Source organism: Escherichia sp. WS3063 (genome assembly GCF_046486595.1).
Classification (GTDB): Bacteria; Pseudomonadota; Gammaproteobacteria; order Enterobacterales; family Enterobacteriaceae; genus Escherichia; species Escherichia coli.
Map to the genome: position 1 here is coordinate 372,402 of NZ_JBJQKY010000001.1, position 16,405 is coordinate 388,806.

A 16,405-nucleotide genomic window follows, 5' to 3' on the forward strand; every position below is an offset into this window, starting at 1 on the left:
CGTGACCTTCTGGAGCATTTTACGCCAACGCTGCTGGGGGCTGGTGCTCGTGGTGGCGGGCGTCTGCGTAATTACGTTTATTATCTCGCATCTTATCCCCGGCGATCCGGCGCGGTTGCTGGCTGGCGACCGCGCCAGCGATGCCATCGTGGAAAATATTCGCCAGCAACTGGGACTGGACCAGCCACTGTATGTACAGTTTTACCGCTACGTCAGCGACCTGTTTCAGGGTGACCTGGGAACATCCATTCGTACCGGGCGTCCGGTGCTGGAAGAGTTGCGTATATTTTTCCCGGCGACGCTGGAACTGGCTTTTTGTGCCCTGCTGCTGGCACTTCTGATTGGCATCCCGCTGGGCATACTCTCTGCAGTCTGGCGAAATCGCTGGCTGGATCATCTGGTGCGAATAATGGCCATTACCGGAATCTCCACACCTGCGTTCTGGCTTGGGCTGGGCGTCATTGTGCTGTTTTATGGTCATCTGCAAATTCTTCCCGGCGGCGGAAGGCTTGATGACTGGCTGGATCCACCAACGCACGTTACCGGCTTTTATCTGCTCGATGCGCTGCTTGAAGGCAACGGTGAGGTCTTCTTCAATGCGTTGCAACATCTTATCTTACCGGCATTAACGCTGGCGTTCGTTCACCTGGGGATTGTCGCCCGCCAGATCCGCTCAGCTATGCTGGAACAATTGAGTGAAGATTACATTCGTACCGCCCGGGCCAGCGGCTTGCCCGGCTGGTATATCGTTTTATGTTATGCGCTACCCAATGCGTTGATCCCCTCGATTACCGTATTGGGACTGGCGCTGGGCGATTTGTTGTATGGCGCAGTGCTCACCGAAACCGTTTTTGCCTGGCCCGGAATGGGTGCATGGGTAGTAACATCAATACAGGCGCTCGACTTCCCGGCAGTGATGGGCTTTGCCGTCGTGGTTTCGTTTGCTTATGTGCTGGTGAACCTGGTGGTGGATTTGCTCTATTTGTGGATTGATCCGCGTATCGGACGTGGAGGTGGTGAATGATGCTAAGCGAGGAAACGTCCGCCGTACGCCCACAAAAACAAACGCGATTTAACGGTGCAAAACTGGTATGGATGCTGAAAGGCAGCCCGCTCACCGTGACCGGCGCAGTCATCATTGTATTAATGCTATTGATGATGATTTTTTCACCGTGGCTGGCGACGCATGATCCCAACGCCATTGATTTAACCGCCCGCCTTTTGCCGCCTTCTGCAGCGCACTGGTTTGGCACCGATGAAGTGGGACGCGATCTGTTTAGCCGCGTACTGGTCGGCAGTCAGCAATCAATTCTCGCCGGATTAGTGGTGGTCGCCATTGCAGGTATGATGGGGTCGCTACTCGGGTGTCTATCCGGTGTGCTTGGCGGACGCGCAGACGCGATCATCATGCGCATCATGGACATTATGCTGTCGATTCCTTCGCTGGTGCTGACAATGGCACTGGCAGCCGCTCTCGGGCCGAGTTTGTTTAACGCCATGCTGGCGATTGCTATCGTGCGAATCCCGTTTTATGTGCGCCTGGCGCGGGGGCAAACATTAGTTGTCCGCCAGTACACTTTCGTTCAGGCGGCGAAAACCTTTGGTGCGTCGCGTTGGCATCTGATCAACTGGCATATTTTACGTAACTCCCTGCCGCCGCTGATTGTGCAGGCATCGCTGGATATCGGTAGCGCGATTTTAATGGCCGCCACGTTGGGATTTATTGGCCTTGGTGCTCAACAACCGAGTGCTGAATGGGGGGCGATGGTGGCGAATGGTCGCAACTATGTGCTCGATCAATGGTGGTATTGCGCATTTCCGGGGGCAGCGATTTTGCTTACCGCCGTCGGGTTTAATCTCTTTGGCGATGGTATTCGCGATCTGCTTGACCCGAAAGCAGGAGGAAAGCAGTCATGACCCAACCCGTTCTGGACATTCAACAACTGCATTTGAGTTTCCCCGGTTTTAACGGCGACGTTCACGCGCTCAACAATGTGTCATTGAAAATCAACCGCGGTGAAATTGTCGGTCTGGTGGGAGAATCCGGCTCGGGTAAATCAGTCACTGCAATGTTGATTATGCGTCTGCTACCGACGGGCAGTTATTGCGTACATCGGGGACATATTTCACTGCTGGGAGAAGATGTTCTTAACGCTCGGGAAAAGCAGCTTCGTCAGTGGCGCGGCGCACGAGTGGCGATGATCTTTCAGGAACCGATGACCGCCCTCAATCCGACACGTCGAATAGGTCTTCAGATGATGGACGTGATCCGCCATCATCAACCAATAAGTCGTCGGGAAGCCAGAGCTAAAGCGATTGCCCTGCTGGAAGAGATGCAAATCCCGGATGCCGTGGAAGTTATGTCGCGCTATCCGTTTGAGCTTTCAGGTGGTATGCGCCAGCGGGTAATGATTGCGCTGGCATTCTCCTGCGAGCCGCAATTGATTATTGCCGACGAACCGACTACGGCGCTGGACGTCACGGTACAGTTGCAGGTACTGCGTCTGCTTAAACATAAAGCCCGCGCCAGTGGAACTGCGGTACTGTTCATCAGCCATGATATGGCCGTGGTGTCGCAACTGTGCGATAGCGTTTACGTGATGTATGCCGGAAGCGTGATTGAAAGCGGCGTGACGGCAGACGTTATCCATCATCCCCGGCATCCGTATACCATTGGTTTGCTGCAATGCGCACCGGAACATGGAATACCGCGCCAGCCATTACCCGCCATTCCAGGGACGGTACCAAACCTCACCCATTTGCCTGACGGCTGCGCTTTTCGCGATCGTTGCTATGCGGCAGGTGCGCAGTGTGAAAACGTCCCGGCGCTAACAGCGTGTGGTGACAACAACCACCGCTGCGCCTGTTGGTATCCTCAGCAGGAGGTCATTAGTGTCTGACACGTTATTAACGTTACGCGACGTCCATATCAATTTCCCGGCCCGAAAAAACTGGCTTGGTAAAACTACGGAACATGTTCATGCCATCAATGGTATTGATTTACAGATCCGTCGTGGTGAAACCTTAGGGATCGTCGGTGAGTCAGGTTGCGGCAAAAGCACCCTCGCACAGCTTTTAATGGGTATGCTGCAACCGAGCCACGGGCAGTACATCCGTTCAGGATCACAACGCATTATGCAGATGGTGTTTCAGGACCCGCTCTCTTCGCTTAATCCGCGCTTACCGGTGTGGCGCATCATCACGGAACCGCTCTGGATTGCTAAGCGTAGTAGTGAACAACAGCGGCGAGCGTTGGCAGAGGAGCTGGCTGTGCAGGTGGGTATTCGTCCGGAGTATCTCGACCGCTTGCCTCATGCGTTCTCCGGCGGGCAGCGGCAACGTATCGCCATTGCCAGAGCACTCTCTTCGCAGCCTGACGTGATTGTGCTTGATGAACCAACCTCGGCGCTGGATATCTCCGTGCAGGCGCAGATCCTCAATTTACTGGTAACGCTACAGGAAAATCGCGAGCTGACTTATGTGCTGATTTCACACAATGTCTCGGTGATACGTCATATGAGCGATCGGGTGGCGGTGATGTATCTCGGACAGATTATGGAATTAGGAGACGCGCAACAGGTGCTGACAGCTCCGGCACATCCCTACACCCGATTATTGCTGGATTCCCTCCCCGCCATTGATAAACCGCTGGAGGAAGAATGGGCATTACGTAAAACGGATCTACCAGGAAACCGCACGTTGCCACAAGGCTGTTTTTTCCGCGAACGTTGCCCTCTGGCAACCCACGGGTGTGAAGTCCGGCAATCATTAACAATAAGGGAGGACGGACGTGAGATCCGGTGCTGGCGGGCGCTGTAGAGACGCTAACAACGCATCAGGCAATCACGCGCCTGACGCGTCATACGGCAACGCTTTATGATTTCAACTGGTAATCAAGCGTAATTTCAGCTTTCAGTACCTGAGAAACCGGGCATCCTGCTTTTGCTTTCTGGATAATGCCGTCAAAAGTAGAGGCATCAATACCCGGCACCGCAACTTCGCTCTTCAGTGCGATTTTAGTAATCGCAAAACCGGCATCCACTTTATCCAGCGACACATCGGCGGTGGTATCAATCGATGTTGGCGTGAATCCCGCTTCCCCCAGCATTAATGAAAGCGCCATTGAGAAACATGCGGCATGCGCTGCGCCAATCAGTTCTTCAGGGTTGGTTCCTTTTTCGCCTTCAAAACGCGTGTTAAATCCATACGGCTGTTGGTTCAGCACGCCGCTCTCGGTGGATACAGTTCCCTTCCCGCGTTTGATATCGCCTTCCCAGTGTGCCTGACCTTTCTTATGGATTGTCATTGTTGCTCTCCTGTGGGCTTAAAAAGGAAATTATAGACTACGTGAGAAACCGCACGAGGATAAGCAGGTTATTCCGAATAAAATCCGGCGAAAATATTACTTCTGCACTTAAATTAAATTCCCACAATAGATTACCGGGAATATATATATCAAGAGATATTGCATCAATATCATTCAACTCACCACAATAATAATACCTATCAATATCATGGGGTTAAAATATAAAAATTATCAACCAGGACTAATCTTAACAACGAAGCGGCAAATATTTGCCATGCTGAATGTGCTTTATAAATCTGCGATCCGTAGCAGACACCATAAATACACAGACACGGAGAATCACTATGTTTACTTATTATCAGGCAGAAAATTCAACAGCAGAACCCGCTCTGGTTAATGCCATTGAGCAAGGCCTTCGGGCAGAGCACGGTGTTGTCACTGAAGATGACATTCTCATGGAGCTGACCAAATGGGTGGAAGCTTCTGATAACGACATCCTCAGTGATATCTACCAGCAAACGATCAATTATGTGGTCAGTGGCCAGCACCCTACGCTTTAAGGTGCTATGCTTGATCGGCAACCTAATTTAGGGGTTTAGCACGTGTTTCTTCGCTACGGCGATGTTGTCCTTAAAACTAGCAACAGGATTGAGGAGTTAAAATGAAATCGAACCGTCAGGCACGTCATATTCTTGGACTGGACCATAAAATTTCTAACCAGCGCAAAATAGTTACCGAAGGTGACAAATCCAGCGTGGTAAATAACCCAACCGGCAGAAAACGCCCCGCTGAAAAGTAATCTTTAACAATCAGTCCTCAATGACGATTAAACACCATTGCCTGCGCAATGGTGTTTTTGTTTTTATCTGCTTTATACTTGGGGCCGACGCCCTGGCGGTAAAGCAAAGACGATAAAAGCGTGCCAGGGATGGATATTCAAAAAAGAGTGAGTGACATGGAACCAAAAACAAAAAAACAGCGTTCGCTTTATATCCCTTACGCTGGCCCTGTATTGCTGGAATTTCCGTTGTTGAATAAAGGCAGCGCCTTCAGCATGGAAGAACGCCGTAACTTCAACCTGCTGGGGTTACTGCCGGAAGTGGTCGAAACCATCGAAGAACAAGCGGAACGAGCATGGATCCAGTATCAGGGATTCAAAACCGAAATCGACAAACACATCTACCTGCGTAACATCCAGGACACTAACGAAACCCTCTTCTACCGTCTGGTAAACAATCATCTTGATGAGATGATGCCAGTCATTTACACCCCAACCGTCGGCGCAGCCTGTGAGCGTTTTTCTGAGATCTACCGCCGTTCACGCGGTGTGTTTATCTCTTACCAGAACCGCCACAATATGGACGATATTCTGCAAAACGTACCAAACCATAATATCAAAGTGATTGTGGTGACTGACGGCGAACGTATTCTGGGGCTTGGTGACCAGGGCATCGGCGGGATGGGCATTCCGATCGGTAAACTGTCACTCTATACCGCATGTGGCGGCATCAGCCCAGCGTATACCCTTCCGGTGGTGCTGGATGTCGGGACGAACAACCAACAGCTGCTTAACGATCCGCTGTATATGGGCTGGCGTAATCCGCGTATCACTGACGACGAATACTATGAATTCGTTGATGAATTTATCCAGGCTGTGAAACAACGCTGGCCGGACGTACTGTTGCAGTTTGAAGACTTCGCACAAAAAAATGCGATGCCGTTACTTAACCGCTATCGCAATGAAATTTGTTCTTTTAACGATGACATTCAGGGCACCGCGGCGGTAACGGTCGGCACACTGATCGCAGCCAGCCGCGCGGCGGGTGGTCAACTGAGCGAGAAAAAGATTGTCTTCCTCGGCGCAGGCTCTGCGGGGTGCGGGATTGCCGAAATGATCATCGCCCAGACCCAGCGCGAAGGATTAAGCGAGGAAGCGGCGCGGCAGAAAGTCTTTATGGTCGATCGCTTTGGCCTGCTGACCGACAAGATGCCGAACCTGCTGCCTTTCCAGACCAAACTGGTGCAGAAACGCGAAAACCTCAGCGACTGGGATACCGACAGCGATGTGCTGTCACTGCTGGATGTGGTGCGCAATGTAAAACCAGATATTCTGATTGGCGTCTCAGGACAGACCGGGCTGTTTACGGAAGAGATCATCCGTGAGATGCACAAACACTGTCCGCGTCCGATCGTGATGCCGCTGTCTAACCCGACGTCACGCGTGGAAGCCACACCGCAGGACATTATCGCCTGGACCGAAGGTAACGCGCTGGTCGCCACTGGCAGTCCATTTAATCCAGTGGTATGGAAAGATAAAATCTACCCTATCGCCCAGTGTAATAACGCCTTTATTTTCCCGGGCATCGGGCTGGGTGTTATTGCTTCCGGCGCGTCACGTATCACCGATGAAATGCTGATGTCGGCAAGTGAAACGCTTGCTCAGTATTCGCCGCTGGTCCTGAACGGCGAAGGTCTGGTACTGCCGGAACTGAAAGATATTCAGAAAGTATCCCGCGCAATTGCGTTTGCGGTTGGCAAAATGGCGCAGCAGCAAGGCGTGGCGGTGAAAACCTCCGCCGAAGCTCTGCAACAGGCCATTGATGATAATTTCTGGCAAGCCGAATACCGCGACTACCGCCGTACCTCCATCTAAGCCTGCGCCCGGTAGTGAAGGCTACCGGGCAATTTCCCTCTCCCTTTTTCAGATCTCATCCATACTGGGTAGTGGCGAATAAATCTCATTTGCCTCACCTGCTATGCAGAACATCATCCGAAAAGGAGGAACTATGAAGGCTGCAGTTGTTACGAAGGATCATCATGTTGACGTTACGGATAAAACACTGCGCTCACTGAAACATGGCGAAGCCCTGCTGAAAATGGAGTGTTGTGGTGTATGTCATACCGATCTTCATGTTAAGAATGGCGATTTTGGTGACAAAACCGGCGTGATTCTGGGACACGAAGGTATTGGTGTGGTGGCAGAAGTTGGCCCAGGTGTCACTTCATTAAAACCAGGCGATCGTGCCAGCGTGGCGTGGTTCTATGAAGGATGCGGTCATTGCGAATACTGTAACAGTGGTAACGAAACGCTCTGCCGTTCAGTAAAAAATGCCGGATACAGCGTTGATGGCGGGATGGCTGAAGAATGCATCGTGGTCGCCGATTACGCGGTTAAAGTGCCGGATGGCCTGGACTCGGCGGCGGCCAGCAGCATTACCTGTGCGGGGGTCACCACCTACAAAGCCGTTAAGCTGTCAAAAATTCGTCCAGGGCAGTGGATTGCTATCTACGGTCTTGGCGGTCTGGGTAACCTCGCCCTGCAATACGCGAAGAATGTCTTTAACGCGAAAGTGATCGCCATTGATGTCAATGATGAGCAGTTAAAACTGGCAACCGAAATGGGCGCTGATTTAGCGATTAACTCACGCACCGAAGACGCCGCCAAAATTGTGCAGGAAAAAACCGGTGGCGCTCACGCTGCGGTGGTGACAGCGGTAGCTAAAGCTGCGTTTAACTCGGCGGTGGATGCTGTCCGTGCAGGCGGGCGTGTTGTGGCTGTCGGTCTGCCGCCGGAGTCTATGAGCCTGGACATCCCGCGGCTGGTGCTGGATGGCATTGAAGTGGTCGGTTCGCTGGTCGGCACGCGCCAGGATTTAACTGAAGCCTTCCAGTTTGCCGCCGAAGGCAAAGTGGTACCGAAGGTCGCCCTGCGTCCGTTAGCGGACATCAACACAATCTTTACTGAGATGGAAGAAGGCAAAATCCGTGGCCGTATGGTGATTGATTTCCGCCGCTAAGAGGCCTTTGCTGCGACTGCTATGTTCGGGTCGCAGCCTGTTTTGCGAGACGCTTTCCGCAATTTCACTCTTCTTCTTTTCCTCCCCCATCTTTCCCCTCACAATTCGCGAAAACGTAGCGAAATTTGTTGCGCTGCACGGAACAATAGTGATAGTGTTCCTTTTGAGGGAACAAGGATGAAGAGATGATAATGAATTTCAGACACAAGGGATTGCGTGACTTGTTTCTTCTCGGCAAAACCTCCGGCGTTATACCGACGCAAGTCAAACGATTACGCCACCGACTCGCTGTGATTGATGCAGCAAGCTGTCTTGCAGATATCGATATGCCCGGTTACCGATTACACCCGTTAAGCGGCGATCGCGATGGAATTTGGGCGATATCTGTCTCGGGCAACTGGCGGATAACGTTCGAGTTCGTCAATGGCGATGCATACATACTGGATTACGAGGACTATCACTGATGAAAATGGCCAATCATCCCCGCCCGGGGGACATTATTCAGGAATCACTGGACGAACTTAATGTCAGCCTGCGCGAGTTTGCCAGAGCTATGGAAATTGCGCCCTCAACGGCAAGCCGATTGCTGACCGGAAAAGCAGCTTTGACGCCAGAAATGGCAATTAAACTTTCCGTGGTGATCGGCAGTTCGCCGCAAATGTGGCTGAATCTGCAAAACGCCTGGAGCCTGGCAGAGGCTGAAAAAACGGTGGATGTGTCGCGACTGCGCCGTCTGGTTACGCAATAAAAAAATGGCGCTTCTTAAAGCGCCATTTTCAGCTTAAAGTTCAAAAGAGATTACATCCCTTCTTCACTCTCTTTTTTCGCTTCTGCCTTCTCGATTTCACGATACCAGCGTGGATGGTGTTTCTTCGCCCAGCGACGGCTCACCTTCCCTTCGATCATCCCTTTAATCGATCCTTTCACCCAGAATGCCATATACATATGGATCAGGATGGCGTGGATCAGGATGATACCCGCAGCCGCGTGAATCAGCAGGCTGTAGCGAACAACCTGCATCGGGAAGTACTGCGCAAAGTACGGACGCCAGATAATCACCCCGGTCACCAGCAGCACGAAAATCATGCTCATGATCGACCAGAACATCATCTTCTGCCCGGCGTTGTACTTACCAACATCCGCCACTTTGTGCTCATTGCCTTTTAATACTTCGACAATGTTCAACAGCCACGGAATATCTTTCTTATCCGGGATGTTGTGATGCACAAAACGCACAAACATAAACATCAGCGCGACGAAAATCGCAATGCCGAAGAACGGGTGCAAAATGCGTCCCATCTGCGGCGTACCGAAGGTTTGCGTCAGCCATTGCAGCGTCGGGAAGAAGAACGAAATCCCGGACAGCGCCACCAGGAAGAAACAAATCACCACGGTCCAGTGACAGGCGCGATCAATAAATTTGGTGCGCACAATCATTTTCGACTTACTCATGATGATCCTCCTCGTCATCGTCCACTTCCTTATTCGGGCCAATACCGATGTAGTGGAAAATCAACCCGGCAAAAGTGGCGATAAAGCCAGCCGCTGCCAGCGGTTTCAACGCGCCTTTCCACAGGCTTACCGAGGTGTCGATCTTCGGATCTTTCGGCAGACCGTGATACAGCTCCGGCTGATCGGCATGATGCAGCACGTACATAACGTGCGTACCACCGACCCCTTCCGGGTTGTAGACGCCAGCATGTTCGTAACCACGCGCTTTCAGTTTCGCCACGCGCTGTTCCGCCAGCTCCAGCATCTCCTTCTTGGTGCCGAAGTGGATAGCCCCGGTCGGACAGGTTTTCACACAAGCCGGTTCCTGGCCGACGCTGACGCGATCGACGCAGAGCGTGCATTTATATACCCGGTTATCCTCTTTGTTGAGGCGCGGAATATTAAACGGACACCCGGCAATGCAGTAACCACAGCCGATGCAGTTTTCCGACTGGAAATCGACAATCCCGTTAGCGTACTGAATGATTGCACCAGCAGACGGGCATGCCTTCAGGCAGCCCGGATCTTCACAGTGCATACAGCCGTCTTTACGGATCAGCCACTCCAGCTTGCCGTTCTGTTCGGTTTCGCTAAAGCGCATCACCGTCCAGGACTTGGCGCTCAGATCGGCGGGGTTATCGTAAACCCCGACGCAGTGCCCCACTTCATCACGGATGTCGTTCCACTCCGAACACGCCACCTGACAGGCTTTACAGCCGATACAGGTGGAAACGTCGATAAGTTTTGCGACTTCTGCTTTGTAATCACGCACCTGCGAAGGCGGCGTGATGGAGTTAGTTGCGGACCTTTTGATAATGTCCTGCGTTTCCATAGCCATCTGTTCGCCCCCTTACGCCTTCTCGATGTTGACTAAGAACGCTTTATATTCCGGCGTTTGCGAGTTTGCATCACCGACATTCGGCGTCAGAGTGTTAGCGATATAACCTTTACGCGCGACACCCTCAAAGCCCCAGTGGATCGGAATACCCACCGTTTCAACCTGCTGACCGTTTACATTCAGCGGTTTCAGACGGCGCGTTACCACCGCCACCGCGCGGATAAAGCCACGCTTGCTTGAGACAGTGACACGATCGCCATTATTAATGCCTTTCGCCGCCGCCAGCGTTTCGCTGATTTCCACAAACTGTTCCGGCTGAGCAATTGCGTTGAGCAATGCGTGCTTGGTCCAGGTGTGGAAGTGCTCGGTCAGACGATAGGTCGTACCCACATACGGGAACTGCTCTTTTTTACCCATCCGCAGCGCGTCTTGTTCATACAGACGAACAACCGGGTTAGACACCACGTTCGGATGCAACGGGTTAGTGCCCAGCGGCGTTTCAATTGGCTCGTAGTGTTCCGGGAACGGACCTTCCGCCATTTTGTTGATGGCAAACAGGCGTCCCATCCCTTCCGGCTGCATGATAAACGGCCCGGTTGGCGTACCCGGTGCGGCATTGCCGAAGTCCGGAATATCGTTACCCGTCCACTTGCTACCGTTCCACTGGATCAGCATCCGTTTCGGATCCCACGGTTTACCGTTGATATCCGCCGAAGCACGGTTGTAGAGTACGCGACGGTTGAGCGGCCACGCCCAGGCCCATCCCAGCGTATTCCCCAGACCGGACGGGTCGGAGTTATCGCGGTTAGCCATCTGGTTGCCCTGCTCTGTCCAGCTACCGGTGTAGATCCAGCAAGACGATGCGGTTGTACCGTCATCACGCAGATGCGCAAAGCTACTCAGCAACTGACCTTTCTTCGCAATCAGCACGCCATTAGCATCATAGAGATCTTCCAGCGCATAGCCGTTGTTCTCTTTAGCTACTTCGTCAGATTGCGGTTCGTGCGGCTGCTTGTAGTTCCAGCTCATCTTCATCAGCGGTTCTACGCCTTTACCACCTTCGGCCTGGTACAACTCGCGCAGATGATGGTAGATACCCGCCAGAATTTCGCCGTCGTTACGCGCTTCGCCCGGCGCGTCCTGACCTTTCCAGTGCCACTGCAACCAGCGACCGGAGTTAGCGATAGAACCATCTTCTTCAGCAAAGCAGGTCGAAGGCAGACGGAATACTTCAGTCTGAATAGACGCCGGATCGACATCGTTCGACTCGCCGTGGTTCTGCCAGAAGGTAGAAGTTTCAGTCACCAGCGGATCGATTACCACCATGTACTTCAGCTTGCTCAGGCAGCTCACCACTTTGTTTTTGTCCGGGAAGGACGCAACCGGGTTAAAGCCCTGGCAGAAATAACCGGTGACTTTGCCTTCGTCCATCATGTTGAAATACTTGATGACGTCGTAGGTCTGGTCCCACTTCGGCAGCCAGTCGTAGCCCCAGTTGTTCTCTTTTTGCGCGGCATCGCCGTAGAAAGATTTCATCAGGCTAACGAAGAACTTCGGATAGTTGCTCCAGTAGTTCACCTGATCAGCCAGCGTCGCTTTCGGCGTATTCGCTTCCAGATACGACTGCAAATCAACCTGTTTTTCTGACGGTAGCGTCAGATAACCTGGCAGGCTGGTAGAGAGCAGGCCTAAGTCAGTCAGGCCCTGAATGTTGGAGTGGCCACGCAATGCGTTCACGCCGCCACCGGCCATACCCATGTTACCGAGCAGCAACTGGATCATCGCCATAGTACGGATGTTCTGCGCACCCACGGTGTGCTGCGTCCAGCCCAGCGCGTACAGGAAGGTGGTTGTGCGATCCGGTGCGCTGGTGGAGGCCAGCACTTCACACACTTTCAGGAAGTCGGCTTTTGGCGTACCGCAGATGTTTTCTACTACGTCCGGCGTGTAGCGGGAAACGTGCGCTTTCAGCAGGTTCCACACACAGCGCGGATGAGTCAGTGTTTCATCGCGTTTCGCATAGCCGTTTTCATCGAACTGATAGTTCCAGGACGATTTATCGTATTGCCGTTTTTCAGCGTCGTAGCCGCTGAACAGACCGTCTTCGAAAGCAAAATCATCACGCACCAGCAGGCTGGCGTTGGTGTAATGCTTAACATATTCGGCGTTGATTTTGTTGTTTTCGATCAGGTAGCGCAAAACGCCAGACAGGAACGTAATGTCCGTACCGGAACGAATAGGTGCGTAAATATCCGCTACAGAAGCGGTACGCGTAAAACGGGGATCGACAACGATCAAGGTTGCATCGTTGTTGTTTTTCGCTTCCATCGCCCAGCGGAAACCGACGGGATGCGCTTCAGCAGCGTTACCGCCCATCACCATCACGACGTTAGCGTTTTTGATATCCACCCAGTGGTTGGTCATCGCACCGCGACCAAATGTTGGAGCAAGACTTGCTACCGTTGGTCCGTGTCAGACGCGCGCCTGGTTGTCTACCGCCAGCATCCCGAGGGAGCGGGCAAATTTTTGAGTCAGCATCCCGGTTTCGTTGCTGGCACCGGAGGCACACAGCATACCGGTAGAAAGCCAACGGTTTACCGTTACGCCCTGCTCGTTCTTTTCAATAAAGTTAGCGTCACGGTCAGCTTTCATCAGCTTCGCAATACGGGAGAATGCTTCATCCCAGCTAATACGCTGCCATTTATCAGAACCTGGCGCACGATATTCCGGGTAGCGCAGACGGTTTTCGCTGTTGACGTAATCCAGCAAACCGGCCCCTTTCGGGCACAGCGCACCACGGCTTACCGGATGATCCGGGTCACCTTCAATGTGATAAATCGCTTCTCTGGCGTTTTTCGCGCCATCACCCAGGCTATACATCAATAGCCCGCAACCTACGGAACAGTATGTGCAGGTGTTACGGATCTCTTTAGCGCGTAATAATTTGTAGTTTCGCGCCTGAGCCAGTGCTTGCTTTGGGGCAAAGCCCAATGCCGCTACTGTTGTTCCAGCCATACCGCCCGCGCAGATTTTAAAAAATTGTCTGCGACTGACGTCCATTGCTTTCCTCTTTTTTCAGGGGTATTACTGCGCGAGGAAACTAACAGTAAAATTCTGAATCTTTTTGCGCGAAATCAAAAAGAACACGTGTTTGCCACAAAATAATCCGCCTGCGCAAATTGACCTACCTCAATAGCGGTAGAAAAACGCACCACTGCCTGACAGGCCAGTTAAAAAAATGCTATAAAATTCAGCTTAATTTTTAACGGCAAGAGAGACAAAACAGCGAGCATGACACGACAAAAAGCAACGCTCATAGGGCTAATAGCGATCGTCCTGTGGAGCACGATGGTAGGATTGATTCGCGGTGTCAGTGAGGGGCTCGGCCCGGTCGGCGGCGCAGCTGCTATCTATTCATTAAGCGGGCTGCTGTTAATCTTCACGGTTGGATTTCCGCGTATTCGGCAGATCCCGAAAGGCTATTTACTCGCCGGGTGTCTGTTATTCGTCAGCTATGAAATCTGTCTGGCGCTTTCCTTAGGATATGCGGCGACCCGTCATCAGGCGATTGAAGTGGGTATGGTGAACTATCTGTGGCCCAGCCTGACAATTCTCTTTGCCATTCTGTTTAATGGTCAGAAAACCAACTGGCTGATTGTACCAGGATTATTATTAGCCCTGGTTGGCGTCTGCTGGGTGTTAGGTGGTGACAATGGGTTACATTATGATGAAATCATCAATAATATCACCACCAGCCCATTGAGTTATTTCCTGGCGTTTATTGGTGCGTTTATCTGGGCAGCCTATTGCACAGTAACGAATAAATACGCACGCGGATTTAACGGAATTACCGTTTTTGTCCTGCTAACGGGAGCAAGTCTGTGGGTTTACTATTTTCTCACGCCACAACCAGAAATGGTATTTAGCACGCCAGTCATGATTAAACTCATCTCTGCGGCATTTACCTTAGGATTTGCTTATGCTGCATGGAACGTCGGTATATTACATGGCAACGTCACCATTATGGCGGTAGGTTCGTATTTTACGCCCGTCCTTTCCTCAGCGCTTGCAGCCGTGCTGCTCAGCGCCCCGCTGTCGTTCTCGTTCTGGCAAGGCGCGCTAATGGTCTGCGGCGGTTCCCTGCTCTGCTGGCTGGCGACACGTCGTGGCTAAAATAATTGTCGGGTCTACGGCCCGGCAGTTAATCAGATAAATTCCGACAATATAAAAAATAAATTTCAAATACCAGTAGTTCACCTTATATTTCATTTCGACTTCGATCACATATCGATAAATAATATTATTTCATCTATTTTTCTCATTGTGTTTAATCACCATCCCATTTTAAAAACAGTATGTCATTTATAAATGACGTCGTTTAAAATTCGTTTAGAAAATACGTTTAACGATAATTAAAAGGATTCTGTTAAATGAAATTAAAAATAGTTGCGGTGGTTGTAACTGGTTTGTTAGCTGCGAACGTAGCACACGCTGCCGAAGTCTATAACAAGGATGGTAATAAACTCGACCTTTATGGCAAGGTTACCGCTCTACGTTATTTTACTGATGATAAGCGTGACGATGGTGATAAAACTTATGCCCGTCTCGGCTTTAAAGGAGAAACGCAAATCAATGATCAAATGATTGGTTTTGGTCACTGGGAATATGATTTTAAAGGCTATAACGATGAAGCCAACGGCTCGCGCGGTAACAAGACCCGTCTGGCCTATGCAGGTTTAAAAATTAGTGAATTTGGCTCTCTGGACTATGGTCGTAACTACGGTGTCGGCTATGACATTGGTTCATGGACCGATATGTTGCCAGAATTTGGTGGCGATACCTGGAGTCAGAAAGATGTCTTCATGACATACCGTACTACCGGTGTGGCAACCTATCGCAACTACGATTTCTTCGGCTTAATTGAAGGTCTGAACTTTGCCGCGCAATATCAAGGCAAAAATGAACGCACTGACAATGGTCATCTTTATGGTGCTGACTACACGCGTGCCAATGGTGACGGTTTCGGTATCTCCTCAACTTATGTTTATGATGGCTTTGGTATCGGTGCGGTGTATACCAAATCCGATCGGACAAATGCGCAGGAAAGAGCCGCTGCTAATCCTCTCAATGCCTCCGGTAAGAATGCAGAACTGTGGGCTACAGGTATAAAATATGATGCCAACAACATCTACTTTGCAGCTAATTACGCTGAAACATTAAACATGACCACCTATGGCGATGGTTATATCTCTAACAAAGCACAAAGTTTTGAAGTAGTGGCACAATATCAATTCGACTTCGGCTTGCGCCCATCACTCGCTTACCTGAAATCGAAAGGCAGAGATCTGGGCCGCTACGGCGACCAGGACATGATTGAGTATATCGACGTTGGTGCGACGTATTTCTTCAACAAAAATATGTCGACCTATGTTGATTATAAAATCAACCTGATTGATGAAAGCGACTTTACCCGTGCCGTAGATATTCGCACCGATAACATCGTCGCAACGGGAATTACCTATCAGTTCTAACATCCTCTCCTGACCAGCCCTTCTCTGGGCTGGTTTTTGATTTAAGTGCTGCTGTATGACTCCTTAAGTAAAAATGAGCAATTTTTGATATATCTGGTCATTCACCTCAATTAATATTATTCCATACCCTCCGGGGACATCTTACTATAATATTTATTGATGAGTGATTATGACCAATATTAATACAGCTTGTGTAAAAAATAATGCCAGTTATCAATTAAATAACGCATTACCTAACAAAGAAACCATCTCCAGCAATTTTTGTGAACGACTGGCACAATGGGGTAATAAGTCGCTTAATAATGGTGAAGAAAGAGCAATTGCCGTGGAGCGAATTAAAGAAGCTTACAATTCGAACATGGCATCTCTTGATTTGTCATATCTTGATTTGAGTGAGTTACCCCCTATCCCCTCGACAGTTAACACGTTAAATCTGGAAAAC

16 protein-coding genes are annotated in these 16,405 nt (G+C 50.9%); 12 read left to right on the forward strand and 4 right to left on the reverse strand.

All coding sequences use genetic code 11. The annotated features are described in order from the left end of the window. Position 1 precedes the first annotated feature (1 nt). The 4 genes from ACJHYW_RS01820 to ACJHYW_RS01835 are packed head-to-tail and all read left to right on the forward strand — an operon-like array spanning position 2 to position 3,819. Positions 2 to 1,024 (forward strand): ABC transporter permease, encoded by a 1,023-nt coding sequence (locus ACJHYW_RS01820; protein ID WP_000145126.1) that lies wholly within the window; start codon positions 2 to 4, stop codon positions 1,022 to 1,024. Further along, positions 1,021 to 1,917, forward strand: coding sequence for a D,D-dipeptide ABC transporter permease (gene ddpC / locus ACJHYW_RS01825; RefSeq protein WP_000979619.1), 897 nt, complete (start codon positions 1,021 to 1,023; stop codon positions 1,915 to 1,917). The genes ACJHYW_RS01820 and ddpC overlap by 4 nt, the downstream gene beginning before the upstream one ends. Then, positions 1,914 to 2,900, forward strand: coding sequence for an ABC transporter ATP-binding protein (locus tag ACJHYW_RS01830; protein ID WP_000193514.1), 987 nt, complete (start codon positions 1,914 to 1,916; stop codon positions 2,898 to 2,900). Before ddpC ends, ACJHYW_RS01830 begins: the two co-directional genes overlap by 4 nt. Further along, complete coding sequence (locus tag ACJHYW_RS01835) at positions 2,893 to 3,819, forward strand: ABC transporter ATP-binding protein (RefSeq protein WP_001285545.1); 927 nt, start codon at positions 2,893 to 2,895, stop codon at positions 3,817 to 3,819. Before ACJHYW_RS01830 ends, ACJHYW_RS01835 begins: the two co-directional genes overlap by 8 nt. Before the next feature lie 55 nt (positions 3,820 to 3,874). On the opposite strand, the gene osmC is transcribed toward ACJHYW_RS01835, so the two are convergent. Then, positions 3,875 to 4,306, reverse strand: coding sequence for a peroxiredoxin OsmC (gene osmC, locus ACJHYW_RS01840; protein WP_000152305.1), 432 nt, complete (start codon positions 4,304 to 4,306; stop codon positions 3,875 to 3,877). 344 nt (positions 4,307 to 4,650) lie between these two features. Here osmC and bdm point away from each other — a divergent pair, with 344 nt between their 5' ends. The 6 genes from bdm to ACJHYW_RS01870 all read left to right on the forward strand — a co-directional run bounded on the left by bdm (position 4,651) and on the right by ACJHYW_RS01870 (position 8,851). Then, positions 4,651 to 4,866, forward strand: coding sequence for a biofilm-dependent modulation protein (gene bdm, locus ACJHYW_RS01845; protein ID WP_000495766.1), 216 nt, complete (start codon positions 4,651 to 4,653; stop codon positions 4,864 to 4,866). A 101-nt stretch (positions 4,867 to 4,967) separates the two neighbouring features. Continuing rightward, a complete protein-coding gene (gene sra / locus ACJHYW_RS01850) occupies positions 4,968 to 5,105 on the forward strand; it encodes a stationary-phase-induced ribosome-associated protein (RefSeq protein WP_000841554.1) in 138 nt (45 codons plus the stop codon). Between the two features lie 156 nt (positions 5,106 to 5,261). Further along, on the forward strand, positions 5,262 to 6,959 hold the full coding sequence (gene maeA / locus ACJHYW_RS01855; RefSeq protein WP_000433464.1) for a malate dehydrogenase: 1,698 nt from the start codon (positions 5,262 to 5,264) through the stop codon (positions 6,957 to 6,959). A gap of 133 nt (positions 6,960 to 7,092) precedes the next feature. Beyond that, the gene (gene adhP, locus ACJHYW_RS01860; RefSeq protein ID WP_000642407.1) at positions 7,093 to 8,103 is read left to right on the forward strand and encodes an alcohol dehydrogenase AdhP; all 1,011 of its coding nucleotides are present in this window, start codon (positions 7,093 to 7,095) and stop codon (positions 8,101 to 8,103) included. 185 nt (positions 8,104 to 8,288) lie between these two features. Next, positions 8,289 to 8,567, forward strand: a complete 279-nt coding sequence (locus ACJHYW_RS01865) for a type II toxin-antitoxin system RelE/ParE family toxin (RefSeq protein ID WP_000605676.1) — start codon at positions 8,289 to 8,291, stop codon at positions 8,565 to 8,567. Beyond that, positions 8,567 to 8,851: a HigA family addiction module antitoxin gene (locus ACJHYW_RS01870; protein WP_000781370.1), complete on the forward strand. Its 285-nt coding sequence runs from the start codon at positions 8,567 to 8,569 to the stop codon at positions 8,849 to 8,851. The genes ACJHYW_RS01865 and ACJHYW_RS01870 overlap by 1 nt, the downstream gene beginning before the upstream one ends. 50 nt (positions 8,852 to 8,901) lie before the next feature. Here the strand turns inward: ACJHYW_RS01870 and fdnI are convergent, their stop codons facing one another. From fdnI to fdnG, 3 genes are read right to left on the reverse strand one after another with little or no spacing between them, the layout of a single operon-like run. Then, positions 8,902 to 9,555: a formate dehydrogenase-N subunit gamma gene (gene fdnI, locus ACJHYW_RS01875; RefSeq protein WP_000045650.1), complete on the reverse strand. Its 654-nt coding sequence runs from the start codon at positions 9,553 to 9,555 to the stop codon at positions 8,902 to 8,904. Further along, the gene (fdnH, locus tag ACJHYW_RS01880) at positions 9,548 to 10,432 is read right to left on the reverse strand and encodes a formate dehydrogenase N subunit beta (protein ID WP_001240582.1); all 885 of its coding nucleotides are present in this window, start codon (positions 10,430 to 10,432) and stop codon (positions 9,548 to 9,550) included. The genes fdnI and fdnH overlap by 8 nt, the downstream gene beginning before the upstream one ends. 12 nt (positions 10,433 to 10,444) lie before the next feature. After that, on the reverse strand, positions 10,445 to 13,492 hold the full coding sequence (fdnG, locus tag ACJHYW_RS01885) for a formate dehydrogenase-N subunit alpha (RefSeq protein WP_012311994.1): 3,048 nt from the start codon (positions 13,490 to 13,492) through the stop codon (positions 10,445 to 10,447). A gap of 231 nt (positions 13,493 to 13,723) precedes the next feature. Here fdnG and yddG point away from each other — a divergent pair, with 231 nt between their 5' ends. Together yddG and ompC are read left to right on the forward strand one after the other, a co-directional pair. Further along, positions 13,724 to 14,605, forward strand: a complete 882-nt coding sequence (gene yddG, locus ACJHYW_RS01890; protein ID WP_000198203.1) for an aromatic amino acid efflux DMT transporter YddG — start codon at positions 13,724 to 13,726, stop codon at positions 14,603 to 14,605. Between the two features lie 257 nt (positions 14,606 to 14,862). Then, on the forward strand, positions 14,863 to 15,963 hold the full coding sequence (ompC, locus tag ACJHYW_RS01895; RefSeq protein ID WP_000768393.1) for a porin OmpC: 1,101 nt from the start codon (positions 14,863 to 14,865) through the stop codon (positions 15,961 to 15,963). Positions 15,964 to 16,405 lie beyond the last annotated feature (442 nt).

Bases quoted from the DNA above. Each gene is read 5' to 3' on its own strand.
- ddpC (WP_000979619.1), top strand. From the start codon at position 1,021: ATGATGCTAAGCGAGGAAACGTCCGCCGTACGCCCACAAAAACAAACG.
- ACJHYW_RS01830 (WP_000193514.1), top strand. From the start codon at position 1,914: ATGACCCAACCCGTTCTGGACATTCAACAACTGCATTTGAGTTTCCCC.
- osmC (WP_000152305.1), bottom strand. From the start codon at position 4,306: ATGACAATCCATAAGAAAGGTCAGGCACACTGGGAAGGCGATATCAAA.
- bdm (WP_000495766.1), top strand. From the start codon at position 4,651: ATGTTTACTTATTATCAGGCAGAAAATTCAACAGCAGAACCCGCTCTG.
- sra (WP_000841554.1), top strand. From the start codon at position 4,968: ATGAAATCGAACCGTCAGGCACGTCATATTCTTGGACTGGACCATAAA.
- maeA (WP_000433464.1), top strand. From the start codon at position 5,262: ATGGAACCAAAAACAAAAAAACAGCGTTCGCTTTATATCCCTTACGCT.
- adhP (WP_000642407.1), top strand. From the start codon at position 7,093: ATGAAGGCTGCAGTTGTTACGAAGGATCATCATGTTGACGTTACGGAT.
- ACJHYW_RS01865 (WP_000605676.1), top strand. From the start codon at position 8,289: ATGATAATGAATTTCAGACACAAGGGATTGCGTGACTTGTTTCTTCTC.
- ACJHYW_RS01870 (WP_000781370.1), top strand. From the start codon at position 8,567: ATGAAAATGGCCAATCATCCCCGCCCGGGGGACATTATTCAGGAATCA.
- fdnI (WP_000045650.1), bottom strand. From the start codon at position 9,555: ATGAGTAAGTCGAAAATGATTGTGCGCACCAAATTTATTGATCGCGCC.
- fdnH (WP_001240582.1), bottom strand. From the start codon at position 10,432: ATGGCTATGGAAACGCAGGACATTATCAAAAGGTCCGCAACTAACTCC.
- yddG (WP_000198203.1), top strand. From the start codon at position 13,724: ATGACACGACAAAAAGCAACGCTCATAGGGCTAATAGCGATCGTCCTG.
- ompC (WP_000768393.1), top strand. From the start codon at position 14,863: ATGAAATTAAAAATAGTTGCGGTGGTTGTAACTGGTTTGTTAGCTGCG.